This is a genomic window from Pseudomonas japonica, from assembly GCF_900188455.1.
Taxonomy (GTDB): domain Bacteria; phylum Pseudomonadota; class Gammaproteobacteria; order Pseudomonadales; family Pseudomonadaceae; genus Aquipseudomonas; species Aquipseudomonas japonica.
Genome location: NZ_FZOL01000002.1, coordinates 321,457 through 344,714 on the forward strand (window position 1 = coordinate 321,457; position 23,258 = coordinate 344,714).

The 23,258-nt window shown below is 62.9% G+C and carries 20 protein-coding genes; 10 read left to right on the forward strand and 10 right to left on the reverse strand.

Going from position 1 to position 23,258, the window contains the following annotated elements; translation table 11 throughout:
• The 4 genes from CHB99_RS03725 to parS all read right to left on the reverse strand — a co-directional run bounded on the left by CHB99_RS03725 (position 1) and on the right by parS (position 6,017).
• Positions 1–3,387, reverse strand: a complete 3,387-nt coding sequence (locus CHB99_RS03725; RefSeq protein WP_042121378.1) for a type I restriction endonuclease subunit R — start codon at positions 3,385–3,387, stop codon at positions 1–3.
• A 50-nt stretch (positions 3,388–3,437) separates the two neighbouring features.
• On the reverse strand, positions 3,438–4,919 hold the full coding sequence (locus CHB99_RS03730) for a sigma-54 interaction domain-containing protein (RefSeq protein ID WP_042121379.1): 1,482 nt from the start codon (positions 4,917–4,919) through the stop codon (positions 3,438–3,440).
• Positions 4,920–5,058: 139 nt separating this feature from the next.
• Complete coding sequence (locus tag CHB99_RS03735; protein WP_042121382.1) at positions 5,059–5,550, reverse strand: RES family NAD+ phosphorylase; 492 nt, start codon at positions 5,548–5,550, stop codon at positions 5,059–5,061.
• Complete coding sequence (gene parS / locus CHB99_RS03740) at positions 5,547–6,017, reverse strand: type II RES/Xre toxin-antitoxin system antitoxin (protein WP_042121384.1); 471 nt, start codon at positions 6,015–6,017, stop codon at positions 5,547–5,549. The genes CHB99_RS03735 and parS overlap by 4 nt, the downstream gene beginning before the upstream one ends.
• Before the next feature lie 249 nt (positions 6,018–6,266).
• On the opposite strand from parS, the gene ycaC reads away from it, so the two are divergent.
• Positions 6,267–6,899, forward strand: a complete 633-nt coding sequence (gene ycaC, locus CHB99_RS03745; protein ID WP_042121385.1) for an isochorismate family cysteine hydrolase YcaC — start codon at positions 6,267–6,269, stop codon at positions 6,897–6,899.
• Between the two features lie 26 nt (positions 6,900–6,925).
• On the opposite strand, the gene CHB99_RS03750 is transcribed toward ycaC, so the two are convergent.
• Entirely contained in the window at positions 6,926–7,816 is an 891-nt protein-coding gene (locus CHB99_RS03750; RefSeq protein WP_042121387.1) for a helix-turn-helix domain-containing protein, read from the reverse strand.
• Positions 7,817–8,008: 192 nt separating this feature from the next.
• Here CHB99_RS03750 and pobA point away from each other — a divergent pair, with 192 nt between their 5' ends.
• A complete protein-coding gene (gene pobA, locus CHB99_RS03755) occupies positions 8,009–9,196 on the forward strand; it encodes a 4-hydroxybenzoate 3-monooxygenase (protein WP_042121389.1) in 1,188 nt (395 codons plus the stop codon).
• Between the two features lie 129 nt (positions 9,197–9,325).
• Here the strand turns inward: pobA and tauA are convergent, their stop codons facing one another.
• Positions 9,326–10,300, reverse strand: coding sequence for a taurine ABC transporter substrate-binding protein (tauA, locus tag CHB99_RS03760; protein ID WP_042121391.1), 975 nt, complete (start codon positions 10,298–10,300; stop codon positions 9,326–9,328).
• Between the two features lie 341 nt (positions 10,301–10,641).
• Between tauA and CHB99_RS03765 the strand changes: the two genes are divergently transcribed.
• From CHB99_RS03765 to CHB99_RS03800, 8 genes are all read left to right on the forward strand, one after another.
• Positions 10,642–11,967 carry an OprD family porin gene (locus tag CHB99_RS03765; protein WP_042121393.1) on the forward strand — a complete coding sequence of 442 codons (1,326 nt, stop codon included), beginning with the start codon at positions 10,642–10,644 and terminating at the stop codon, positions 11,965–11,967.
• Between the two features lie 170 nt (positions 11,968–12,137).
• Positions 12,138–12,776: a peroxiredoxin gene (locus CHB99_RS03770; protein WP_089266416.1), complete on the forward strand. Its 639-nt coding sequence runs from the start codon at positions 12,138–12,140 to the stop codon at positions 12,774–12,776.
• A gap of 359 nt (positions 12,777–13,135) precedes the next feature.
• Positions 13,136–13,729: an NADPH-dependent FMN reductase gene (gene ssuE, locus CHB99_RS03775; protein WP_042121403.1), complete on the forward strand. Its 594-nt coding sequence runs from the start codon at positions 13,136–13,138 to the stop codon at positions 13,727–13,729.
• Positions 13,730–13,828: 99 nt separating this feature from the next.
• The gene (locus CHB99_RS03780) at positions 13,829–14,794 is read left to right on the forward strand and encodes a sulfonate ABC transporter substrate-binding protein (protein WP_042121405.1); all 966 of its coding nucleotides are present in this window, start codon (positions 13,829–13,831) and stop codon (positions 14,792–14,794) included.
• Between the two features lie 58 nt (positions 14,795–14,852).
• Complete coding sequence (ssuD, locus tag CHB99_RS03785) at positions 14,853–16,004, forward strand: FMNH2-dependent alkanesulfonate monooxygenase (RefSeq protein ID WP_042121407.1); 1,152 nt, start codon at positions 14,853–14,855, stop codon at positions 16,002–16,004.
• A gap of 10 nt (positions 16,005–16,014) precedes the next feature.
• Positions 16,015–16,812, forward strand: coding sequence for an aliphatic sulfonate ABC transporter permease SsuC (gene ssuC, locus CHB99_RS03790; RefSeq protein WP_042121409.1), 798 nt, complete (start codon positions 16,015–16,017; stop codon positions 16,810–16,812).
• Complete coding sequence (gene ssuB, locus CHB99_RS03795) at positions 16,809–17,621, forward strand: aliphatic sulfonates ABC transporter ATP-binding protein (RefSeq protein WP_042121411.1); 813 nt, start codon at positions 16,809–16,811, stop codon at positions 17,619–17,621. The genes ssuC and ssuB overlap by 4 nt, the downstream gene beginning before the upstream one ends.
• 28 nt (positions 17,622–17,649) lie before the next feature.
• Positions 17,650–17,865 (forward strand): TOBE domain-containing protein, encoded by a 216-nt coding sequence (locus CHB99_RS03800; protein WP_009400132.1) that lies wholly within the window; start codon positions 17,650–17,652, stop codon positions 17,863–17,865.
• A 132-nt stretch (positions 17,866–17,997) separates the two neighbouring features.
• On the opposite strand, the gene CHB99_RS03805 is transcribed toward CHB99_RS03800, so the two are convergent.
• The 4 genes from CHB99_RS03805 to CHB99_RS03820 all read right to left on the reverse strand — a co-directional run bounded on the left by CHB99_RS03805 (position 17,998) and on the right by CHB99_RS03820 (position 23,065).
• Positions 17,998–18,624 carry a TetR/AcrR family transcriptional regulator gene (locus CHB99_RS03805; RefSeq protein WP_042121412.1) on the reverse strand — a complete coding sequence of 209 codons (627 nt, stop codon included), beginning with the start codon at positions 18,622–18,624 and terminating at the stop codon, positions 17,998–18,000.
• Position 18,625: 1 nt separating this feature from the next.
• Positions 18,626–20,209 (reverse strand): glutamate--cysteine ligase, encoded by a 1,584-nt coding sequence (gene gshA / locus CHB99_RS03810; protein WP_042121414.1) that lies wholly within the window; start codon positions 20,207–20,209, stop codon positions 18,626–18,628.
• A gap of 154 nt (positions 20,210–20,363) precedes the next feature.
• On the reverse strand, positions 20,364–20,747 hold the full coding sequence (locus CHB99_RS03815; protein WP_042121416.1) for a PaaI family thioesterase: 384 nt from the start codon (positions 20,745–20,747) through the stop codon (positions 20,364–20,366).
• Positions 20,747–23,065: a Tex family protein gene (locus tag CHB99_RS03820; RefSeq protein WP_042121418.1), complete on the reverse strand. Its 2,319-nt coding sequence runs from the start codon at positions 23,063–23,065 to the stop codon at positions 20,747–20,749. Before CHB99_RS03820 ends, CHB99_RS03815 begins: the two co-directional genes overlap by 1 nt.
• Positions 23,066–23,258 lie beyond the last annotated feature (193 nt).

Consider the following 23,258-nt stretch of genomic DNA (forward strand, 5'->3'; position numbering starts at 1 on the left):
TCACTCCTGAACGCCAGATGGCGAGTCGTTCTCACGTAGGTAGGGTTTGAGCACCGCGATCAACTGATCGGCATCCGCGGTCTTGAACACGCCATCGATGCCATCGGGAGACAGCTTGCTGAAGGGTGCGTCATAGAGCTTTTCAACAACGATGCTGCCGTTCTGCGCGATGTAGTTCTTCAGCAGGTTCATGAAGCTAACCTGCTTGGCAGTCAGCGCTGGATGAGCATGAAGGAAGCGCGTGAAATGCGCTTCGATGGCATGGGGGTCCAGCCCAATGATGTCGCGCACGGTCAGGTGCAATTGCTCCGCAGTTCGACCGTAGAACTCGTTCAGCACATCCAGGCTTACGCCCGGATGGCTGGTGAGAATGGTCGAAGTGAGGGTCTTCAGTTCCTGCTCGGCGATCGCCTCGCCCTGATGGATCTTCTGCAGGATCGGGTTGGCGGCCAGCATGGCATCGAGGATGCCCTTGAGGCGATGGCGATACTGCAGAGCCTCATTGACCCCGGCGATGTACACCTTGCGGTCTTCCGCCTGGACATTGTCGTCCCGGGTTCTGGTGGTTCCAACCCCGTAGCCGACCGTCCTCTGCGTCTGCCGATACTTCATGATGTCGCGCAGTTCCTTGCGGGCATTTTCCAGCCTGGAGATGCTCGGCTGCTGCCAGAAGTCGGCGCTGCGCACGTCGGCAAGGGTCGCCGCCTTCTGACGTACGGCCTGGATATTCACGGCCAGCTTGTCCAGCTCAGAAAACAGCACCAGCTTGCCATCCTCGAAGCCACTCGATTTCTCCACCAGGCAACGCTGGATACCGGCAATCAGTTTGTCCAGGGCGGTGGCATGCTTGTCGTGCAATACCCGAGCAGTCATCAGCGGAGCGATGACGTCACTCAGCAAATGCTGGGTTCTGCCGTCGAAGCGTTGCATCAGATCGGTCTGCTGCAGTTGGTGCACATTGCGCAGTTCGCGCCTCACCGCGACGCTGGTTTCCGGCAGGTCATTGATGTCCGCACGCAGCAACCCGATGGCGGTATCGAAAGCTTCGCCATGGCCGAGCCTGAGAGCCGCTTTTGCAAGCTCCAGGCGCGCCTCGAAGGCAGCCTGCAACAACGACTTGCCGCCGGTATCCTCCGGTTCCTGATACGCCTGCTCGAAGAAGTCGAAATTGCCGTAGTGGTCGAAGATGTAGAACTCTTCCTTGTCCTTGCCGGGGCCGAGCAGGTTGGGGCTCAATCGAGTACCACGGCCGATCATCTGCCAGAACTTGACCCAGGACTTCACCGGCTTGGCGAATACCAGATTGACCACTTCCGGCACATCGATACCGGTATCGAGCATGTCCACCGAGATGGCGATCCGGAAGCTGTTGTCCGGCTTCTTGAACTCCTGGATCAGCGTGTCCACATGGGCAATCTCGTTGTGGATGACCTTGCAGACTTTCGTCCCGTATTGCGGGTAGAGCTTGCAGAAGAGCTTTTCCAGGTGCTCCGCGTGGTCCTGGCGTTGAGCGAAGACGATGGTCTTGCCTACAAGGGAGCCGCTTTCATCCTTGATGCCGTTGTCGACCAGGTTCTCCAGGATGATCCTGTCGGTGTCCTCGCTGAAGATCTTGCGCCCGATATCCTTGCCGGCAATGGTGGTGCGCCTGGCCTCCTCCTCGCCAAGATCCTCTTCCAGCTGGCGTTTCTGCTCATCGCTCAGGTCCCGGTAATGAATGCCATCGCGGAGGAAGTCGGTGGTCAGGTCCTTGACCCGGAACGGCACCAGGTACGGCGGTTCATTGTTGATGGCCGCATCCAGGCCGAACTCGAAGGTGGGGTCGGTGGTTTCGCAATCGAAGATATCGAAGGTATTGCGGCTGATGAACTTCACTGGCGTCGCGGTAAGACCAACCTGCAGCGCATCGAAGTAGTCGAACAGGTCGCGGTATTTGTTGTAGATGCTGCGGTGACTCTCGTCGGCGATGATCAGGTCGAAAAAGCCCACGTCAAGCTGGGCGAAGCGGTTCATCATCCCCGGATAGGTCGCGATGTAGATACGCGCGGTCTGATCCACGCGGGTGGTCTTGCCGATCACACAGCGCGGCGCATCGGGCAGATTCTTCCTGAAGGCGTCATCGGCCTGAACCCGCAGTTCCTTGCGGTCACAAAGAAACAGCACCCGCTTGGCCCAGCCGGTACGCAGCAGCAGTTCAGCCAGAGCGATCGCGACCCGGGTCTTGCCGGTGCCGGTAGCCTGAATGATCAGGGCCTTGCGACGCTGCTTCTGAAAATGCGCTGCAACGGTCTTGATCGCTTCGATCTGGTAAGGGCGGTCGGCAATCTTCAGATCGGGGTTGTGCTGTTCCAGTTCGTCAACCCGGTACTGATGCTGGTAGGCCAGGTATTCGAGGCTGCTCTTGCTGTAGAACCCGTACACCGGACGGTAGGTGTTGTATTGCCGGTCATCCCAGATGAAGGTTTCGTAGCCATTGCTGTAGAAGATCACCGGTCGCTGCATGCCCATGCGCTCGAAACCATCGGCATACATGCGCGCCTGCTCCCGTCCTGCCTGCAAGCTGACATTTCCGGATTTCTTCGCTTCGATCACCGCCAGTGGCTGGCCGTTATCGCCCCACAGCACATAGTCGGCACGCCCTTTACCGGTAGCATTGCCCGGGAAATCGACCTCAACTTCCTGTCCAACCCGCTCTGGATCGCTTACATCCCAGCCCGCCTGCACGAGCATGGCGTCGATCAGCAAGGCGCGAGTCCTGGCTTCGCTCCATTGCAGACTGTCAGCGACGTCCTGGCTCTGTTGCCGGCGCTTGTGCTGGTCGGCCTCGGCAGGCGGCGCTAGGTGGTCAAGATTGCGCGTGCGCTCCTGCTCCAGCTTGTCCATCACCCGTTGCAGCGCATCCTGCTGCTGGTTGAGCTCCTTCTCGTAGCTGGAAACGGTCTTCTGCAATCGGGCCAGCATCGCAGCCGGATCCGGCACCTCGGCAAATGACGGAATCTCGGCCTGTGCGGCGCGGTAGTACTTGATAGCCATGTACATGGCGAGTTGATGGGCGGTCTTCAGCGCCAGCTGGGCATTGCGCAGATCACCCTCTGCTCCATGGGCCGTGTCGTTGCCCTGGATGCGCAGGAAATTGATCTGGTGAACCAGGGGTTTGCTGACGCAATCGACGAACACCGGGCTTTTCACCAGGTCGTAGAAGGTCGACTGCGGCATACGCGGCAGCACTTCTTCCTTGTAGATGGATTTGGTCAGTTCCTCGGCAAAGCTACGCAAGCGAGTGAGTGCACTGCCCGGATCGATGTGCAGTACGGCCTCGGCCAGGCCAGCCAGGTTTGCCAGCAATTCGTTGCCGGGGCGAAGAAACTCGAAGTTCACTGATTTCATGTAGGCGATTCTGTCCATGACGACCCTTCAGCGAGGACCGTGCCAAGTTTTTAGTCGATGCCGTACTTGCTCATCCAGTTGCTCAACGTCTGCTGGCTCTTGAGACCCAACAGGGCTGCAGCACGGGTCTTGTTGTGCGCCGTGACACTCAGCGCCTCACGTACGTAGCGTCGCGCCAAATCAGAAATTATTTCTTGCAAATCAACACCTTGAGACAATTCAGGGATGATTGAATCTTGCCGATTCTTCGGTAGCTGAAAAAGCGCCTGTTCGATATCGAGTGCACCGACCACATCACTGGAACACCAGAGCACTGCCCGCAACAAGGTGGACTGCAGCTCACGAACATTCCCCTTCCATGCATGACGCAGAATAAGTTTCTTTGCTTCAGCGGAAATTCTCTTACCCTTCAGGGTCTCGTCCTGGCGGGTAATTTCTTTCAACAGGGTGTCAGCCAACAGCAGCAGGTCACCCTCCCGCTCGCGAAGTGGCGGTAAATGCAGAACGCCCACTGCAACGCGGTAAAAAAGATCTTCGCGAAAACCCTCTTCAGCGACAGCCTGCATGAGGTTGCGATGGGTGGCAGTAATCAGGCGCACGTTCACCCGGATATCCCGACTTCCACCGACCGGCGTGACCACACCCTCCTGCAACACGCGAAGCAAGCGTACCTGAGCATCCGCTTCAAGCTCACCGAACTCATCAAGAAAAAGCGTGCCGCCATGCGCCTGTTCAAAAACCCCGGCCCGATTTGCAATCGCTCCGGTGAAAGCGCCTTTGCAATGACCAAATAACGTGGAGTCAATCAACTCGGGGGGAATCGCCCCGCAGTTGAGCGCAATGAAAGGTCTGGACGAACGCGGGCCGGCATTGTGGATTGCCCTAGCGAAAAGCTCCTTCCCCGTACCTGTCTCGCCATAGATCAATACCGGAACCTGCTTCTGCGCCAGGATCTGCGCCTGGGATTTCAGGACCAGCATGCGCTCGCTTTGCGTGACGATGCTGTCGAACGCGGCATTGACCGGAGCTTGCGCCCCGGCCAACTGCAGCAACTTATCGTCCGGAATGGCGTTGGCGGCCGGCACATACTCTGCGGCGATCTCGAAGGGAACCACGACCTCCTGCACCCCCTGCTCCAGGGAAGACTGATAGAAGGTCGCGGGATAGCGTGTCTTGCCGAGCAGTATCCAGATGGCCTGCATGGCAGGCGTTCCGGGGCTGAGCAATATGGAGAGATCCGCAGCGCCATCGGAGAGTCGCTGCAGATGGGCATGCGCGACTTCGTGGATGTCCGGAAAATGAACCGGAGAACTCAACGACACATAGTGAGGCTCGATGGCGACGTCGATGTTCGAACGGAGCCATTCGAGATAAGGCTCGACGCGTTCAGCCGGGTAAGAGCACAACAACTCCAGACGCTCGAAGGGAACCGCACGCAGCGTGGACAGGATCGGACCGACCTCACCACCGTCCGAAGCCTTGAGGTCGTTTCCTCCCACCCAACAAATCAACGTGCGCTGCTGCTTCGACACTGTCCTTGTACTCCCGACTCGTATTCCCGGCTGGCCCAGCCCGGGGACATCGCGCTGCAATTCAGAGTATGGATAGTAAACTATTGAATCAATTCAGATTCGGCAAACAGTGTCTTCTGGCCATTACTCACAGGCGTGTTCAGGCCTTGAGCAACCGCGTATCCAATCCAAACCGCTCCTGACTGACCAACCGATACTTCCCCTGCGCCAGCTCGCAACTCACCAGCAGATTCCACGAATGCCGGGCAACCGCCGACGGAATCAGCACGAACGGATGCTCCGCCAGCAAGGCTTCCGCGAACTTCTGCTGATTGGGCGAGGCCGCTGCCCCGGTCAACCAGACCGGATTGGGCACGTCCTCGGGTTGCACCACCTTGATCAGGCTTTGATCCAGCACTTCGAAACAGGTCAGCACATGCCCGACCGTATCCAGGGCATCGAAGCCGATATGCACCGCCACTTCGAGAATGGCGGTCGAGGGATCCGCCGAGGCATACACGACATTGCGCCCCGAAGGGTTCCAGCGCCCACCGAGCCGGTGCGCGCCAATGCCGCTGTCCCATGTGTCCTTGAAGATCTCGCGATCGAGGCGCCATGCGTACCACGAACCGGACCATGGCAACGGATTCACTGATAGACCCCGTACTCGATGCGCTCCAGGTAGTCCTCGACGGCCTGGAAGCCAACGGGGTTATCGATCATGTCCAGCGGCACATCGCCATCCAGGTGCTTGCAGGGACGCCCCAGCCATTCTTCGGCCAGCCGCAGTGAGCCGAATACGTTGATCGCATGCTCCAGTACCCTGGCGAACTGGAAGGCCACGGCACTTTGCTGGGAATTGAGATGCGCCTCCTGCTTGCTGCCCTGGCGCTGCAGCGTCCTGACCGACTTGCCGACGATGCGGCTCATGATCTTCTTCGTCGAATACAGGTCGGACAGCGCCAGCATGGCCTGCACGTCCTTCAGGTCGAAACCCTTGGCCGTGAGCCGATAAACCATGACAGGACTGAGCTGGCCCACGTCCTCCCGAAGAAGGTATTCCGTTGGCCGGCGGCGGGTGCGAAGCGCCTCGTGGGGGTAACTGTCAGCGGTAACCATGGCGAACTCCATGCGCGTCAAATGACGCAATGATAACGCCATTTGACGCAGCAGGCATCGACTGGCCGTCGCCTTCAGCGATCTCGGCTATCCACCGCCGAAGCTCAGAATGAGCACACGGCGATTGTCCACCGCAGGGAGACAGTCATACCGTTTCCAGCCAATTTATCCTTTTTCAAGAAACCCCTAATCTGGCCTCACACCGCAACAACAACCCAGAACAACTTCTCGAACAAAAGGATTGCCACCATGACCAACGCCACTTCCTACACCTACAACCGCCTGAACAAAGACGACGCCGTAGTCCTCCTGGTCGACCACCAGACCGGCCTGATTTCCCTGGTCCAGGACTTCTCGCCGAACGAGTTCAAGAACAACGTGCTGGCGCTGGCCGACCTGGCGAAGTTCTTCGACCTGCCGACCATCCTCACCACCAGCTTCGAACAAGGCCCCAACGGCCCGCTGGTTCCCGAGCTGAAGGAAATGTTCCCCGATGCGCCGTACATCCCGCGCCCCGGCCAGATCAACGCCTGGGACAACGAGGACTTCGTCAAGGCGATCAAGGCCACCGGCCGCAAGCAACTGATCATCGCCGGCGTGGTGACCGATGTCTGCGTGGCCTTCCCGACCCTGTCGGCGCTGGCCGAAGGCTTCGAGGTGTTCGTGGTGACCGATGCCTCCGGCACCTTCAACACCACCGTGCAGCAGGCCGCGTGGAGCCGCATGACCCAGGCCGGCGCGCAGATGATGAACTGGTTCTCGGTGGCCTGTGAGCTGCACCGCGACTGGCGCAACGACATCGAAGGGCTGGGCAATCTGCTGTCGCAGCGGATCCCCAACTACCGCAACCTGATGAACAGCTACGCAGCCTTCACCCAGTGAGCGCTGAATGACCGAAGCCCGCTCGCTCAGAGCGGGCTTTTTGCATCCTGCGCGGCTTGCACCCCGCCACGCCGGAAAGCGTTCGGCGACTGCCCGCTGAGCCGCCGGAAAAACCGCGAGAAATACGCCGGGTCGGCAAAGCCCAGGGTGTCGGAAACCTGGGCCACGGTCATGTTGGTGTAGATCAGGCTGCGCCGCGCCTCCAGCAGCAGGCGCTGGTGGATGATCTGCAAGGCGCTCTGCCCGGCCAGCTGGCGGCACAGGGTGTTCAGGTGCACGGCGGACATGCCCAGGCGATGGGCGAAGGTTTCCACCGCCAGGTGCTCGCGATAATGCTGCTCCACCAGCTTGATGAAGCCACCGAGCAACTGCCGGTTGCGCTCGTCGCGGCCGCTTGGCGCCCTGCTCTGCTGGCGCCGGCTGATCCACACCATGAGCACGTTGACCAGCGAGCCGAGCACCAGGTCCCGCGATGCGGCACTGCCCTCGTACTCCTTGAGCAAGGCTGCGAACAGGGTGTCGAGGTAGCCACGATCCTCCCCCAGTGGATAACAGCCCGACGCGGCCAATGGCGCACCGAGCTGCGCTTCCAGTTGCGCCACCAGCGGCGCGCCGAGGCTCAGCACATAGCCTTCGATATCCTCGGAAAACTGGAAGCCATGCACGCACAGCGGCGGCGTGACCTGAATCGACGGCGCGGCGATCCCGCTGCGCCGCCCTTCCACCTCGACCACGGCCTGGCCACCTTGCACATAGAGCAGCTGGAACAGGTCGGCATGCCGGTGCGGCTTGATCTCCCAGTGGTACAGGCTGCTGCGCTTGGGGATCGACTCGCAGTGCAACAGGTCCGGGGTCGGCCACGCCTGGCTTTCGCCATACAACTTGAAGATGGGAACGCCGCTGCTACTGGTCTTCATGAAATTCCTCAGTGACGCGCCTGGCGTTGCGCCAATCCCGCTGGGAGGCACCCGGCGAGCGATGCCCGATAATCGGACACATTTTTCAAAAGTGCAATTTACCTGCGGGAATTCACCTTCTTTTCCATCAACTGCCGGCAAAAAATACAGGAGCGCGCACACCGAACAACGTCCTGGAACGAGACAAGAACAATGAACACTCAGGTTGCCATCATCGGAGCCGGTCCGTCCGGCCTGCTTCTCGGTCAGTTGCTGCACAAGGCCGGCATCGACAACATCATCATCGAGCGTCAGACCCCGGACTACGTCCTCGGCCGCATCCGTGCCGGCGTGCTGGAACAGGGCACCATCGACCTGCTCCGCGAGTCCGGGGTCAGTGCGCGCATGGACGCCGAAGGGCTGGTCCATGAAGGCGTCGAACTGGTATTCGACGGCAAGCGCGTGCCGATCCACCTGAGCGCGCTCACCGGCGGCAAGAGCGTGATGGTCTACGGCCAGACCGAGGTCACCCGCGACCTGATGGACGCCCGCGCGGCCAACGGCGCACCGATCATCTACGCGGCGAACGACGTGCGGTTGCACGAGCTCAAGGGCGAGCGCCCCTATGTGACCTTCGAAAAGGACGGCCAGCCGCAGCGCATCGACTGCGATTACATCGCCGGCTGCGATGGCTACCACGGCGTCTCGCGCAGGACCATTCCCGAAGGCGTGCTGACCGAGTACGAGCGGGTCTACCCGTTCGGCTGGCTGGGCTTGCTGTCCGATACGCCGCCGGTCAATGAAGAACTGATCTATGCCCAGCACCCGCGCGGTTTCTCGCTGTGCAGCCAGCGCTCGCTGACGCGCAGCCGCTACTACCTGCAGGTGCCACTGAGCGACAAGGTCGAGGACTGGAGCGATGCGCGTTTCTGGGATGAACTGAAGGCCCGTCTGCCCGAGGAGGTTGCCGCCCGCCTGGTCACCGGCCCGTCGCTGGAAAAGAGCATCGCGCCGCTGCGCAGCTTCGTGGTCGAGCCGATGCAGTACGGCAAGCTGTTCCTCGTCGGCGACGCCGCCCACATCGTCCCGCCCACCGGGGCCAAAGGCCTGAACCTGGCGGCATCGGACGTCTGCTACCTGTACCGCATCCTGGTCAAGGTCTACCGCGAAGGGCGCACCGACCTGCTGGAGAAGTATTCCGAACTGGCGCTGCGTCGGGTCTGGAAAGGCGAGCGCTTCAGCTGGTTCATGACCAACCTGCTGCACGATTTCGACGGCGAGAAGGATGCCTGGGACCGCAAGATGCAGGAGGCGGACCGGGATTACTTCCTCAGCTCCACCGCAGGGCTGGCGAATATTGCGGAGAACTATGTCGGGTTGCCTTACGAAGAGGTGGATTGAGCCTTCTGGGGCTGCTTTGCAGCCCTTCGCGAGCAAGCTCGCTCCCACAGTGTTTTGTGCCGGCTTCAGGTTGCTGGGCTTGCCCAGAACCTTGTGGGAGCGAGCTTGCTCGCGAAGCGGCCCCAGCACCTACTGCACGAACTGCGAACTCACGAACGGCGTGTAATCCGGCAACACCGTCTCCACCTTGCCCTGCTCCTTGAGGAATTTCGCCGTCTCGGCAATCGCTGCCGGTGTCTGGCTCTGCAGCAGCCCCGCCTGCGCCTGGGCATCAGGGAAGGCCGAGCCCGCGAGCAGCTCGGGCACGTCGGCCGGGTTGGAGCCGGTCAGCTTGGCGATCTTCTGCACCGGCACCGAATCCGCTGTCCATTGCGCCTTGTTCGCCGCGTAGTCGGCGAAGGACTGCAGGGTGACCTTGGCGAACTTCGCCACCACGTCCGGATGCTTCTCGGCGAAGTCCTTGCGTGCCACCCAGACCTCGAAGGTCGGGGCGCCCCAGCCGCCGACTTCGGCGGCGTCGGTGAGGGTCTTGCCGGTCTTGCGGATTTCGCCCAGCGCCGGCGACCAGACGAAGGCGCCGTCGATATCCCCACGCTTCCACGCCGCGGCGATTTCCGCCGGTTGCAGGTTCACCACTTTCACCTGCCGGGTATCCAGGCCCCAGTGCTTGAGCGCGCCGAGCAGGCTGTAGTGCGAAGTGGAAACGAAGGGTGTGGCGATGGTCTTGCCGATCAGGTCCCGCGGGCTGTTTATCCCGCTGCCATTGCGCACCACCAGCGCTTCGGCGGCATTGATCTGCGCCGAGACGATGAAAGCCACGATCGGCAGCTTGCGCGAAGCGGCGGCGGCCAGCGGGCTGGAGCCAAGGTTGCCGATCTGCACGTCACCGGAGGCGATGGCGGTGACCACCTCCGGACCGCTGTTGAAGCGGCGCCAGTCGATCTTTTCACCGATGGCCTGTTCGTAGGCGCCGTCGGCCTGGGGGACTTTGCTCGGGTCGATGCCAGTCTGGTAACCGACCGTGAGCCCGGCGGCGTGGCTGACCAGGGTCAAGCCGGTCAGGGCCAGGGCGGTGAACAATCTGAGCGGGCGTGACGGCTTCATGGCGGCCAATTCCAGTAAGGACAAGGCCTATAAACCTATACGCTCTAAAAAACTACAGAAAAATACCTTTTTGGAATTAGCTTATGTGACGGAAGGTTTGTGAAAAATTTGTTGTATATGTCTAAAAAATCTTAAAAATACACAAATAATTCTTTTTGGATTTATCAAATTGTAATTATCCTTCGCCCCCAGCTTGGCGCATTAGACCAAAGTCTTGAAACGACTAGTTACGATTGACTCGACGGTCACCCTTTGGTGCTAATCGCCCATCGACGGTGAGCGGGACACAGATTCCGCCACGACGAACCACAAGAATTAGAAACGAGAGGAGCAATTCATTTATGAAGAAGTCGACCCTGGCTCTTGCCGTGGCCCTTGGGGTTCTGGCCCAGCAAGCAGGTGCTGCCGGTTTTATCGAGGACAGCAAAGCCACGCTGAAACTGCGCAATTTCTACATCAACACCGACAACCGTGACACCAACGCCAACCCGAACAAGCAGGAAGAATGGGGTCAGGGCTTCCAGCTCGACTACACCTCCGGCTACACCGAAGGGACCGTCGGTTTCGGCGTCGATGCCATCGCGCTGTACGGCGTGCGCCTGGATTCGGGCAAGGGCACGCACTACAACCCGACCAGCTCCAGCTACGGCGGCACCGTGTTCCCGACCGACAGCGATGGCCGTGCGGTGAACGACTTCGCCAGCCTGGGCGCCACCGCCAAGGTCAAGATCTCCCAGACCGAACTGCGCTACGGCACCCTGCTGCCGAAGAACCCGGTCATCGCCTATAACGACGGTCGTCTGCTGCCACAAACCTTCGAAGGTGGCCAGATCGTCTCCAACGAGATCAAGGACCTGACCCTGACCGCCGGCCAGATCGAGCACGTCAAGGGCCGTAACTCGTCGAACACCGAAGGCCTGTCCATCGCCGGCGCCAACAACGCGCGTACCGGCAAGTTCAGCAACCAGTTCCGCTACGCCGGTGCCGACTACAAGCTGACCAAGGACCTGCTGGTGCAGTACTGGTACGGAGGCCTGGAAAACTTCTACAACCAGCACTTCCTGGGTGCGGTACACAACTGGGCGATCGGCCCGGGCGTGCTGAAGTCCGACTTCCGCTACTTCCACAGCACCGATGACGGCAAGAACGGCGATACCGCTGCGTACTACACCAGCGGTTACTACGGTGGCACCACCACCAAAGGTAAGGTCGATAACGATCTGTACAGCGCCCTGTTCCTGTACACCGTCGCAGGTCACACCTTCGGTGGCGGCTATCAGGTCAGCAACGGCGACAGCGACTTCCCATGGCTGAACCAGGGTGACGGCTCGTCCAACTACACCATCACCGACTCGCAGATCCAGAAGTTCGGCCGTGCCGGTGAGCGTACCTGGCAGGCTCGCTACTCCTACGACTTCGCCAAGGTCGGCCTGGCGGGCCTGACCGCGGGTGTGGTTTACCTGAAAGGCGACAACATCGATTCCACCATCGGTGACCGCAGCGAGTGGGAACGCGACATCACCGTGGCCTACGTGGTGCCGGAAGGCCCGCTGAAGAACTTCGGCGTGATGTGGAAAAACGCCGCCTGGCGTAGCGACCTGACCAGCGCCAACCACGCTCAGGACGAAAACCGCGTGATCCTCAGCTACTCCATCCCGCTGCTGTAACACGCCGCGAGAAAAACAGCGCCCGCCCGGTCCCCCATACCGCGCGGGCGTTGTTTTGTCCGTTATTTGTTATTCGTTTCAGGAATGAATAAATCAATATTTATTCTTTTTAATTTCCCTTGGTCACAGGCACAGTTGAGCCATAACGCACTCAGCCAAGGAACCGCACCATGAGCCTCAGACTCGGCGATATCGCCCCCGACTTCGAACAGGACTCCAGCGCCGGCAAGATCCGCTTCCACGAGTGGCTCGGTGACAGCTGGGGCGTACTGTTCTCGCACCCGGCCGACTTCACCCCGGTGTGCACCACGGAGCTGGGCTTCACCGCCAAGCTGAAAGAGCAGTTCGCCGAGCGCGGGGTCAAGGCCATCGCCCTCTCGGTCGACCCGGTGGATTCCCACCATCGCTGGATCGAAGACATCAACGAAACCCAGAACACCACGGTCAACTTCCCGATCCTGGCCGACGCCGATCGCAAGGTGTCCGACCTCTACGACCTGATCCACCCCAACGCCAGCGACACCCTCACCGTGCGCTCCCTGTTCGTGATCGATCCGAACAAGAAGATCCGTCTGACCATCACCTACCCGGCCAGCACCGGGCGCAATTTCCACGAGATCCTGCGGGTGATCGACTCGCTGCAGCTCACCGACAACCACAAGGTCGCCACGCCGGCCAACTGGCAGGACGGTGACGAGGTGGTGATCGTGCCGTCGCTGAAGGATGAGGACGAGATCAAGCGCCGCTTTCCGAAGGGCTACCGCGCGGTCAAGCCGTACCTGCGCCTGACCCCACAGCCGAACCGTTGAGATTCATCGTATTGCTTTAGCCATCGCAGGGATTTTCGGGCCGTTTCGACGGCCCTTTTTTTTGCCTGCGTGTCAGCCGAGGCAGGCGCCGTCCCCGTAGGAGCGCGGCTTGCCCGCGAAAGGACCGCGAAGCGGTCCCCGACAGCGGTGAGGTCTGGGACCGCTTCGCGGTCCTTTCGCGGGCAAGCCGCGCTCCTACGGGAAGAGGGAAAGTACAGAAAGCGCATATCTCAAAATCATATAAACAAATGAAAAAATATGATTTCTAGATATATGCATCCCCCTGTTAATGTCACCTCATTCCAGCGAGCCACCTAACTCGCGGGCCCCTTCAGTTCAGTTCCAAGGATGCGCATTCAATGTTGGTCGTTTCTATTGGTGGAAGTCCCAGCCTGCGTTCACGCTCCGGCGTCCTGCTCGAACGCGCCCGCGACTGGCTGCAGGGCCAGGGCGTGGAAGTGGTGACTTTCCAGGTGCGGGACTTCCCGGCCGAAGACCTGCTTCACGCCCGCTTCGACAGCCCGCGGGTCCAGCACTTTCAACAACTGGTGGAACAGGCCGATGGCCTGATTGTCGCCACCCCGGTGTACAAGGCGTCCTTCTCCGGAGCCCTGAAAACCCTGCTCGACCTGCTGCCCGAGCGCGCCCTGAACCACAAGGTGGTACTGCCCATCGCCACCGGCGGCAGCATCGCCCACATGCTGGCGGTGGACTACGCCCTCAAGCCGGTGCTCTCGGCCCTCAAGGCGCAGGAGACCCTGCAAGGGATCTTCGCCGACGACAGCCAGATCGCCTACGGCCAGGGCAACCTCCCGGCCCACCTGGCGCCTGCCCTGGAGCAGCGCCTGAGCGAATCGCTGGAACTGTTTCACAGTGCCCTGGCCCGCCGCCCGAAACCCGTGGCGCCCGGCCTGCTCAACGAACGCCTGATCAGTGCCCGCTGGAGCATCTGAGCCGAATCAACCGTTTCATCGTGTCACCCCTCACCTTACTCGCCCGCCAACGAGGCAAGCAGGTGCAGCCCGAACCCAACACTGCAAAAGGAGAGCGCTATGCGCACTGTCGTTTTGCGTCGTGGTCTGGCCGCTCTGTTCGCTGCGGCTGTCACCTTCGGCGCCATCACCCAAGCCCAGGCCGAGACCCTGCGTATCGGCTACCAGAAGTACGGCACCCTGGTCCTGCTCAAGGCCAAGGGCTCCCTGGAAAAACGCCTCGCCGCCCAGGGCGTGCAGGTGCAATGGACCGAATTCCCCGGCGGCCCGCAGCTGCTCGAAGGCCTCAACGTCGGCTCGATCGATTTCGGCGTGACCGGCGAAACCCCACCGGTCTTCGCCCAGGCCGCCGGCGCCGACCTGCTCTACGTCGCCTATGAGCCGCCCGCTCCGCACAGCGAGGCGATCCTGGTGCCGAAAGGCTCGCCGGTGCAGTCGGTGAAAGACCTCAAGGGCAAGAAAGTCGCGCTGAACAAAGGCTCCAACGTGCACTACCTGCTGGTCCGCGCCCTGGAAGACGCCGGCCTGAAGTACAGCGATATCCAGCCGGTGTTCCTGCCGCCCGCCGACGCCCGCGCCGCCTTCGAACGCGGCAGCGTCGACGCCTGGGTGATCTGGGATCCGTACCAGGCTGCCGCCGAACAGCAACTGCAGGCCCGCACCCTGCGCGACGGCCAGGGCATCGTCGACAACCACCAGTTCTACCTGGCGACCAAGCCCTACGCCCAGCAGCACCCTGAAGTGATCAGCGCGCTGGTGGACGAGGTCCGCGCGGTCGGCGAATGGTCCAAGGCCAACCCACAGGAAGTCACCGACCAGGTCGCGCCGCTGCTCGGCCTGCCCGCCGACATCACCCTGACCTCGGTCAAGCGCCAGGGCTACGGGGCCGGCTTCCTGACCCCGGAAGTGGTCGCCGCGCAACAGAAGATCGCCGACACCTTCACCGCCCTGAAGCTGATTCCCAAGCCGCTGAGCATCAAGGACGTGATCTGGACGCCACCGGCCAAGGTCGCTACCGCGCCCTGACGTTTCGCCCGCGCCGGGGCGCCGCCCCGGTCTGAGCCACCCTTAGGAGACAACTCCAATGAGCCTCAACGTTTTCTGGTTTCTACCGACCCATGGCGACGGCCATTACCTTGGCACCGCCGAAGGCGCTCGCGCCGTCGATCACGGTTATCTGCAGCAGGTGGCCCAGGCGGCCGACCGCCTCGGTTTCGGCGGCGTGCTGATCCCCACCGGGCGCTCCTGCGAGGACTCCTGGCTGGTCGCCGCCTCGCTGATCCCGGTGACCCAGCGCCTGAAGTTCCTCGTTGCCCTGCGCCCGGGGATCATTTCGCCGACCGTGGCGGCGCGTCAGGCCGCGACCCTCGACCGCCTGTCCAATGGCCGCGCGCTGTTCAACCTGGTGACCGGTGGCGACCCCGAGGAACTCTCCGGCGACGGCCTGTTCCTCAGCCACGAAGAGCGTTACCAGGCTTCGGTGGAATTCACCCGCATCTGGCGTCGGGTACTGGAAGGCGAGACGGTCGACTACGACGGCCAGCACCTCCAGGTCAAAGGCGCCAAGCTGCTCTACCCGCCGATCCAGCAGCCGCGTCCGCCGCTGTACTTCGGGGGTTCGTCGGAGGCCGCGCAGGATCTGGCCGCCGAGCAGGTCGAGCTGTACCTGACCTGGGGCGAGCCACCGGCCGCCGTGGCCGAGAAGATCGCCGAGGTCCGCGAGAAGGCGGCGAAACTGGGCCGCACTGTGCGCTTCGGCATCCGCCTGCATGTGATCGTGCGGGAAACCAACGACGAGGCCTGGAAGGCCGCCGAGCGCCTGATCTCCCATCTGGACGACGACACCATCGCCCGCGCCCAGGCATCCCTGGCGCGCTTCGATTCGGTCGGCCAGCAACGCATGGCTGCCCTGCACGGCGGCAACCGCGACAACCTGGAAGTCAGCCCCAACCTGTGGGCCGGCGTCGGCCTGGTGCGTGGCGGTGCCGGCACCGCGCTGGTAGGCGACGGTCCGACCGTGGCGGCCCGCGTCAAGGAATACGCCGCCCTCGGCATCGACACCTTCATCTTCTCCGGCTACCCGCACCTGGAAGAGTCGTACCGGGTCGCCGAACTGCTGTTCCCGCATCTGGATATCGAGCGCCCGTCGCTGCCGAAGGAACGCGGCTATGTCAGCCCGTTCGGCGAGATGGTGGCCAACGACATCCTGCCGAAAAAATCCGCGGCGCAGTTGTGAGGAACCGGACATGAGTCGTTCTTCTTCCACACCCTGGACCCAGCGTCTCGCACCTTGGGCCTTGCCGGTCGCGCTGCTGGCGGTCTGGCAACTGGCGGTGAGCGCCGGCTGGCTGTCGACGCGCATCCTGCCGGCCCCCAGCGCGGTGATCGAGGCCGGCGTCGGCCTGGTGCGCAGCGGCGAGATCTGGAACCACCTGGCGATCAGCGGCTGGCGTGCCGGCCTCGGCTTCCTCATCGGCGGCAGCATCGGCCTGACCCTGGGCTTCATCACCGGCCTGTCGCGCTGGGGTGAGCGCCTGCTGGACAGCTCGGTGCAGATGATCCGCAACGTGCCGCACCTGGCGCTGATCCCGCTGGTGATCCTGTGGTTCGGCATCGACGAGTCGGCGAAGATTTTCCTGGTCGCCCTCGGCACCCTGTTCCCGATCTACCTGAACACCTACCACGGCATCCGCAACGTCGATCCGGCGCTGGTGGAAATGGCGCGCAGCTATGGCCTGAGCGGCTTCGCGCTGTTCCGTCAGGTGATCCTGCCGGGTGCGCTGCCGTCGATCCTGGTCGGTGTGCGCTTCGCCCTCGGCTTCATGTGGCTGACCCTGATCGTCGCCGAAACCATCTCGGCCAACGCCGGCATCGGCTACCTGGCGATGAATGCGCGGGAGTTCCTGCAGACCGACGTGGTGGTCCTGGCCATCGTCCTCTACGCCGTGCTCGGCAAGCTCGCCGACCTCGCCGCCCGCGGCCTGGAACGGGTCTGGCTGCGCTGGCACCCGGCCTATCAAGCGAGCAAGGGGGACGGCGCATGACCATTCTCAAGGAACAACCGCCGCGCCTGCTGCGCGGTATCCCGCTGGCGGCACGGAATGTCGAGAAGGCCTTTGGCCAGCGCAAGGTCCTGCGCGATATCGACCTGCACATCCCGGCCGGGCAGTTCGTCGCCATCGTCGGCCGCAGCGGCTGCGGCAAGAGCACCCTGCTGCGTCTGCTGGCCGGCCTCGACAAGCCCAGCGGCGGGCAACTGCTGGCCGGCAGCGCGCCGCTGGAGGATGCCCGCGAGGACACCCGCCTGATGTTCCAGGAAGCGCGTCTGCTGCCGTGGAAACGGGTGATCGACAACGTCGGCCTGGGCCTCGAAGGCAACTGGCAGGACCGTGCGCGCCAGGCGCTGGAAGCGGTGGGCCTGGCTGACCGCGCCAATGAATGGCCGGCAGCCTTGTCCGGCGGACAGAAACAGCGCGTGGCCCTGGCCCGCGCCCTGATCCACCAGCCGCGCCTGCTGCTGCTCGACGAGCCGCTGGGAGCGCTGGATGCCCTGACCCGCATCGAGATGCAGCAACTGATCGAAGACCTGTGGCGCAAGCACGGTTTCACCGTGCTGCTGGTGACCCACGACGTCAGCGAAGCGGTGGCGGTAGCCGACCGGGTGATCCTCATCGAAGACGGCGAGATCGGCCTGGACCTGCTGGTCGATCTGCCTCGGCCACGGCAGCGCGGCTCGCACCGCCTGGCCGCGCTGGAAACAGAAGTGTTGAACCGTGTTCTCTCAGTCCCGGGCACCCCGCCCGAGCCCGAACCCGTAGCACCCTTGCCTACGCAACTGCGCTGGGCGCATTGACCTCAGAACCCACGAAGGAAGCAAACAGATGACTATCAAAGCGATCAACGTACGCAACCAGTTCAAAGGCACCGTGAAGGAAATCCTGGAAGGCCCGGTACTGTCGGAAATCGATGTGCAGACCGCCTCGGGGATCGTCACGTCGGTGATCACCACCCGTTCGGTCAAGGAGCTGGAACTGACCATCGGCAGCGAGGTGATTGCCTTCGTGAAATCGACCGAGGTGTCCATCGCCAAGCTGTGATATTTGGGACCGCTTTGCGGTCCTTCGCGGGCAAGCCACGCTCCTACAAGAGCAATGCGGTGACGCGAATGTCTTGTAGGAGCGTGGCTTGTCGTGTGACGAACCACCGCGAAGGCCTGCGAAGCAGGCCCATCACTTTTTCGGCAGGAACGCCGGCAGATACAACCCCACATACGCCTCGAACACCCGCATCCCCTCCTCCGCCATGCGCGGCGTGATCGCCCCGTGGACCTGGATCGACCGCGCATACACCCGGTCGCTCAACTCCATCGCCAGGGCAAACACATCCACTTCCTGCGGCAGCTCCGGCAAACGGAAATGCTGCTCGAACAGCTTGTGCATCAGGTCGCCCAGCTCGATATCGTGCTGCCGGTCCGCCTGGGTCACCTCGCTCAAGCCATGCTGGGCCAGGATCAACTGCCGCGCCGCGGCGTCCTCCTGGTAGATCGCCAGCATGCGCATTTCCACCAGCCGCGCCAGGTCGCGCCAGCTGTTCAGGTGGCCCGGATCGATGGGTTCTTCAAGGCAGGCGCGGAAGGCGCCATGGACATCCGCCGTCAGCGCCTCGAGCAGCGCCGGAACGCTGGCGAAGAAGTGATACACCGACGACGGCGGAATCTGCGCGCGCTCGGCCACGCTGTAGATCGACAGGCTGGCCACGCCCTCGCTGGCCAGCAGGGCGCGGGCCGCGTCGAGGATCGAGTCGATCCGCGCCTGGCTGCGGGCGCGGGGTTTGCGAGGAGTGGTGCCACGGCTCATGTCAGTTGCTGATCGCCAGAATGCTGGCCTGGTAGGCACCGACGAACAGGTCGAAATCACCGACCTCCTGCTGCTCCAGGCGGGCCTGTTCTTCCAGCGAGGTGCGCGTCATCGCTTCGAAACGTGCCTCCTCGTCCGCCGACAGGCGCTGGCCACGCAGGTAGTCGGCATGCAACTGGCTCTGGCGCAGGGCGAAGCGGGCGAAGCTGTCCTGGTTCTCGGTCATGCTCGCCAGGACCTGGGCCGACGGGGTCAGCGCCGGATCGTCGACCTTCGCCGCCTGAGTCGCCAGGGCGCGGGCGTGTTCATCGCTGTCATGGGCACGGTCGAGCAGTTCGGCCAGCGGCGCGATGCGGGCCAGCAGCTCGGAAGCCCAGGTCTTCAACGCCACCGGCTGGCCATCGCGGAGCAGTTCCAGGCCGGGACGGCGACCTTCCTTGACCACCGTGAGGAAGTTGCCGGTGCACTGGCCGCATTCGCCGTTCTCCAGCAGCGGGCTGTCTTCCAGGGCACAGAACAGCAGGAAGGCATCGAGGAAGCGCGCTTGCGGCAGGTCGATGCCCGTCGGCAGGAACGGGTTGATGTCCAGGCAGCGCACTTCGATGTACTGAATACCGCGGGCCACCAGGGCCTGGATCGGCCGCTCGCCGGTGTAGGTCACGCGCTTCGGACGGATGTTCGAGTAGTACTCGTTCTCGATCTGCAGGATGTTGGTGTTGAGCTGCACCCACTCGCCGTTCTGGTGCGTGCCGATCTCGACGTAGGGCGCGTACGGCGTGGCCACGGCGCGCCGCAGGCTGTCGGTGTAGCTGTCGAGGTCGTTGTAGCACGGGGTCAGGCCGGCCTGGGCGTTGCTCTGGTAACCCAGGTCGCTCATGCGCAGGCTGGTGGCCCAGGGCAGGAACAGGGTGTCGGCGTCGAACGATTCCAGCTGGTGCGCGCGACCGCGCAGGAAGCCCGCATCCAGCGCCGGCGAGGCACCGAACAGGTACATCAGCAGCCAGCTGTAGCGACGGAAGTTGCGGATCAGGGCGATATAGGACGACGACTGGAAGTCGCGATCGCTACCGCTGCCGCCCTCGGCATCACGCAGCAGCGGCCAGAGCTTTTCCGGCAGCGAGAAGTTGTAGTGGATACCGGCGATGCACTGCATGGTGCGACCGTAACGCAGGGCCAGGCCCTTGCGATACACGTACTTGAGCTGACCGATGTTGGAGGTGCCGTACCAGGCGATCGGGATGTCCTCCTCCGCCGGCAGCGGACAGGGCATCGACGGGCTCCACAGGTATTCGCCGCCGAGCCGGCTGTAGGCGAAGCGGTGGATATTCTCCAGGCTTTCCAGGGTCTGCGCCGGGTCGGTCTGCGCCGGGGTGATGAACTCCAGCAGCGACTCGGAATAGTCGGTGGTGATCTGTTCGTGGGTCAGTGCCGAGCCCAGGGCCTCGGGATGGGGAGTCTGGGCCAGGCGACCTTCTTCGGTCACGCGCAGGCATTCACGCTCGATGCCATGCAGGCACTGCTTGAGCAGGGAGAGATTGTCGCCCTGGCCCAGCAGGCTCAGGCGGCGGTTGAGAAGTTCGCTCAAGATGGAATTCCTTCACGCGTCAGTCGCCCCGATATGGGGGTGGAGATGACGGTCTGCAAGGGTGGACAGGAGGAACTGGCGTTGTCGCCTGGTTTTCGCAGGAAATCGGCAGCGCCCGCGCACTGCCGAAAGTACCGCAGATGGCCTTTTGCGGCTAGAGCACGGCGAACGTGCCCTGGGCTTTGGCGACGAGTTTGTCGTCCTGGAATACGTCGGCGTCCAGTACCAGCGTGCGCCGGCCGGCGTGCAGAACCCGGGCGATACATAGCACTTCGCCTTCACTGACCGCACGCACGTAGTTGATCTTGCATTCCACGGTGACGCTACGCTGGTCGAAGCCGTGGCTGCTGGAACAGGCCAGGCCCATGGCGATGTCCACCAGGCTGAAGATCGCGCCGCCGTGAAGAAAACCTCCACGGTTGCGCAGGTGCGGCTCCAGCGCCAGGACCACCTCGGCAACGCCTTCCTCAAGGCGTTGCAGACGGCAGCCCAGCAACTGGCTGAAGGCGCTCTGGACGATCCCTTCAGGCACGTCCATCACTTCTTCTTCAACTGCTTGGCGTTGGCGAACAGTGCGGCCATGGCGTTGTTCGCCGGTGGCGGCGTGTCCTTGACCCGCGCCGGCGCGCTCTGCTGGCGCGGCGCCGAACCCGGGCGACTGCCACGGGCACCGTCGACCTTCTCGCCCGGCGTGTCGCTCATGCGCATCGACAGGCCCACGCGTTTGCGCGGGATGTCCACTTCCATGACCTTGACCTTGACCACGTCGCCGGCCTTGACCGCTTCACGCGGGTCCTTGATGAACTTCTCCGACAGCGCCGAGATGTGCACCAGGCCATCCTGGTGCACGCCGATGTCGACGAAGGCGCCGAAGTTGGTGACGTTGGTCACCACGCCTTCGAGGATCATCCCGGGTTCCAGGTCCTTGAGGTCCTCGACGCCTTCCTGGAAGGCGGCGGTCTTGAACTCCGGACGCGGGTCGCGGCCCGGCTTGTCCAGTTCCTGGAGGATGTCGGTGACGGTAGGCAGACCGAAGGTCTCGTCGGTGAATTTCTTCGCATCGAGGCGCTTGAGGAAACCGCTGTCGCCGATCAGCGAGCGGATGTCGCGGTCGGTTTCGGCGGCGATGCGCTGCACCAGCGGGTAGGCTTCCGGGTGGACCGCCGAGGCGTCCAGCGGGTTGTCGCCGTTCATCACCCGAAGGAAGCCGGCGGCCTGTTCGAAGGTCTTCTCGCCGAGACGGCTGACTTTCTTCAGCGCCGCGCGGGTCTTGAACGCGCCGTTGGCGTCGCGGTGACTGACGATGTTCTGCGCCAGGGTGCCGTTGAGACCGGAGATGCGCGCCAGCAGTGCCACCGAGGCGGTGTTGACGTCGACGCCGACGGCGTTCACGCAGTCCTCGACCACCGCGTCCAGGCCGCGGGCCAGCTTGAGCTGGGACACGTCGTGCTGGTACTGGCCGACACCGATGGACTTCGGATCGATCTTCACCAGCTCGGCCAGCGGGTCCTGCAGACGCCGGGCGATGGACACCGCGCCGCGGATCGACACGTCCAGGTCCGGGAATTCACGGGCGGCCAGCTCCGAGGCCGAGTACACCGAGGCGCCGGCTTCGGAGACCATGATCTTGGTGATCTTCAGGGCCGGGTACTTCTTCACCAGCTCGCTGATCAGCTTGTCGCTCTCGCGGCTGGCGGTGCCGTTGCCGATGGCGATCAACTCAACCGAGTGCTTGGCGCAGAGGGCGGCGAGCACGGCGATGGTGCGGTCCCAGTCGTTCTTCGGCGCGTGCGGGTAGACCGTGGTGTAGTCCAGCAGCTTGCCGGTGGCATCGACCACGGCGACCTTGCAGCCGGTACGCAGGCCCGGGTCGAAGCCCAGGGTCGCGCGCGGGCCGGCCGGGGCGGCCAGGAGCAGGTCGTGCAGGTTGTGGGCGAAGACGTTGATCGCCTCGCCTTCGGCGTTGTCGCGCAGTTCGCCGAACAGGTCGGTTTCCAGGTGGCTGTAGAGCTTGACCTTCCAGGTCCAGCGCACCACTTCGGCCAGCCACTTGTCGGCCGGACGGCCCTGGTTGGCCAGGCCGAAACGCTCGGCGATCATCAGCTCGCAGGGGTGCAGGGTGCCCGGCAGTTCCTCGCCGATCTTCAGCGACGCGCTCAGCACGCCTTCGTTGCGGCCGCGGAAGATCGCCAGGGCGCGGTGCGACGGCACGCTGCGCAGCAGTTCGTCGTGTTCGAAGTAGTCGCGGAACTTGGCGCCTTCCTCTTCCTTGCCAGCGACCACACGCGCCGACAGGGTCGCTTCCTGCTTGAGGAAACCGCGCAGCTTGTCGAGCAGGCTGGCGTCTTCGGCGAAGCGCTCCATGAGGATGTACTTGGCGCCTTCCAGCGCGGCCTTGACGTCGGCGACGCCCTTGTCGGCATCGACGAAACGCGCGGCTTCGCCTTCCGGATTCAGTTGCGGGTCGGCCAGCAGCGCGTCGGCCAGTTCGCCGAGGCCGGCTTCCAGGGCGATCTGGCCCTTGGTGCGGCGCTTCTGCTTGTACGGCAGATAGAGGTCTTCGAGGCGGGTCTTGGTGTCGGCCAGCTTGATCTCGCGCGCCAGCTCCGGGGTCAGCTTGCCCTGCTCCTCGATGCTGGAGAGGATGCTGGCGCGGCGCTCGTCGAGTTCGCGCAGGTAGCGCAGGCGCTCTTCGAGGGTGCGCAGCTGGGTGTCATCCAGGCTGCCGGTCACTTCTTTGCGGTAACGGGCGATAAAAGGCACCGTGGAGCCTTCATCAAGTAGAGCCACGGCCGCCTCGACCTGTTGCGGGCGGACGCCGAGTTCCCCGGCGATGCGGCTGTTGATGCTGTCCATAAAACCACCTGACAAATTGTGAATGCTAGGGCCGCGAGGGCCGGCGCCAGAGGGCGTCGGGGCAAGGCGGCGCTCGGTGAAAGCGGCGCATTATACCCAGCGCGCCGGGCTTGCGGTGATAGCGGCTGGCCAGCCTTATCGGCCGTTTCGCTGGCACATGAGGAAAAATCTGCTAACAATGAGCTCGGACCCG

Coding starts and splice junctions, on each gene's coding strand:
- CHB99_RS03725 (WP_042121378.1), bottom strand. CDS start 3,387: ATGAAATCAGTGAACTTCGAGTTTCTTCGCCCCGGCAACGAATTGCTG.
- parS (WP_042121384.1), bottom strand. CDS start 6,017: ATGGTTACCGCTGACAGTTACCCCCACGAGGCGCTTCGCACCCGCCGC.
- ycaC (WP_042121385.1), top strand. CDS start 6,267: ATGACCAACGCCACTTCCTACACCTACAACCGCCTGAACAAAGACGAC.
- CHB99_RS03750 (WP_042121387.1), bottom strand. CDS start 7,816: ATGAAGACCAGTAGCAGCGGCGTTCCCATCTTCAAGTTGTATGGCGAA.
- pobA (WP_042121389.1), top strand. CDS start 8,009: ATGAACACTCAGGTTGCCATCATCGGAGCCGGTCCGTCCGGCCTGCTT.
- tauA (WP_042121391.1), bottom strand. CDS start 10,300: ATGAAGCCGTCACGCCCGCTCAGATTGTTCACCGCCCTGGCCCTGACC.
- CHB99_RS03765 (WP_042121393.1), top strand. CDS start 10,642: ATGAAGAAGTCGACCCTGGCTCTTGCCGTGGCCCTTGGGGTTCTGGCC.
- CHB99_RS03770 (WP_089266416.1), top strand. CDS start 12,138: ATGAGCCTCAGACTCGGCGATATCGCCCCCGACTTCGAACAGGACTCC.
- ssuE (WP_042121403.1), top strand. CDS start 13,136: ATGTTGGTCGTTTCTATTGGTGGAAGTCCCAGCCTGCGTTCACGCTCC.
- CHB99_RS03780 (WP_042121405.1), top strand. CDS start 13,829: ATGCGCACTGTCGTTTTGCGTCGTGGTCTGGCCGCTCTGTTCGCTGCG.
- ssuD (WP_042121407.1), top strand. CDS start 14,853: ATGAGCCTCAACGTTTTCTGGTTTCTACCGACCCATGGCGACGGCCAT.
- ssuC (WP_042121409.1), top strand. CDS start 16,015: ATGAGTCGTTCTTCTTCCACACCCTGGACCCAGCGTCTCGCACCTTGG.
- ssuB (WP_042121411.1), top strand. CDS start 16,809: ATGACCATTCTCAAGGAACAACCGCCGCGCCTGCTGCGCGGTATCCCG.
- CHB99_RS03800 (WP_009400132.1), top strand. CDS start 17,650: ATGACTATCAAAGCGATCAACGTACGCAACCAGTTCAAAGGCACCGTG.
- CHB99_RS03805 (WP_042121412.1), bottom strand. CDS start 18,624: ATGAGCCGTGGCACCACTCCTCGCAAACCCCGCGCCCGCAGCCAGGCG.
- CHB99_RS03815 (WP_042121416.1), bottom strand. CDS start 20,747: ATGGACGTGCCTGAAGGGATCGTCCAGAGCGCCTTCAGCCAGTTGCTG.
- CHB99_RS03820 (WP_042121418.1), bottom strand. CDS start 23,065: ATGGACAGCATCAACAGCCGCATCGCCGGGGAACTCGGCGTCCGCCCG.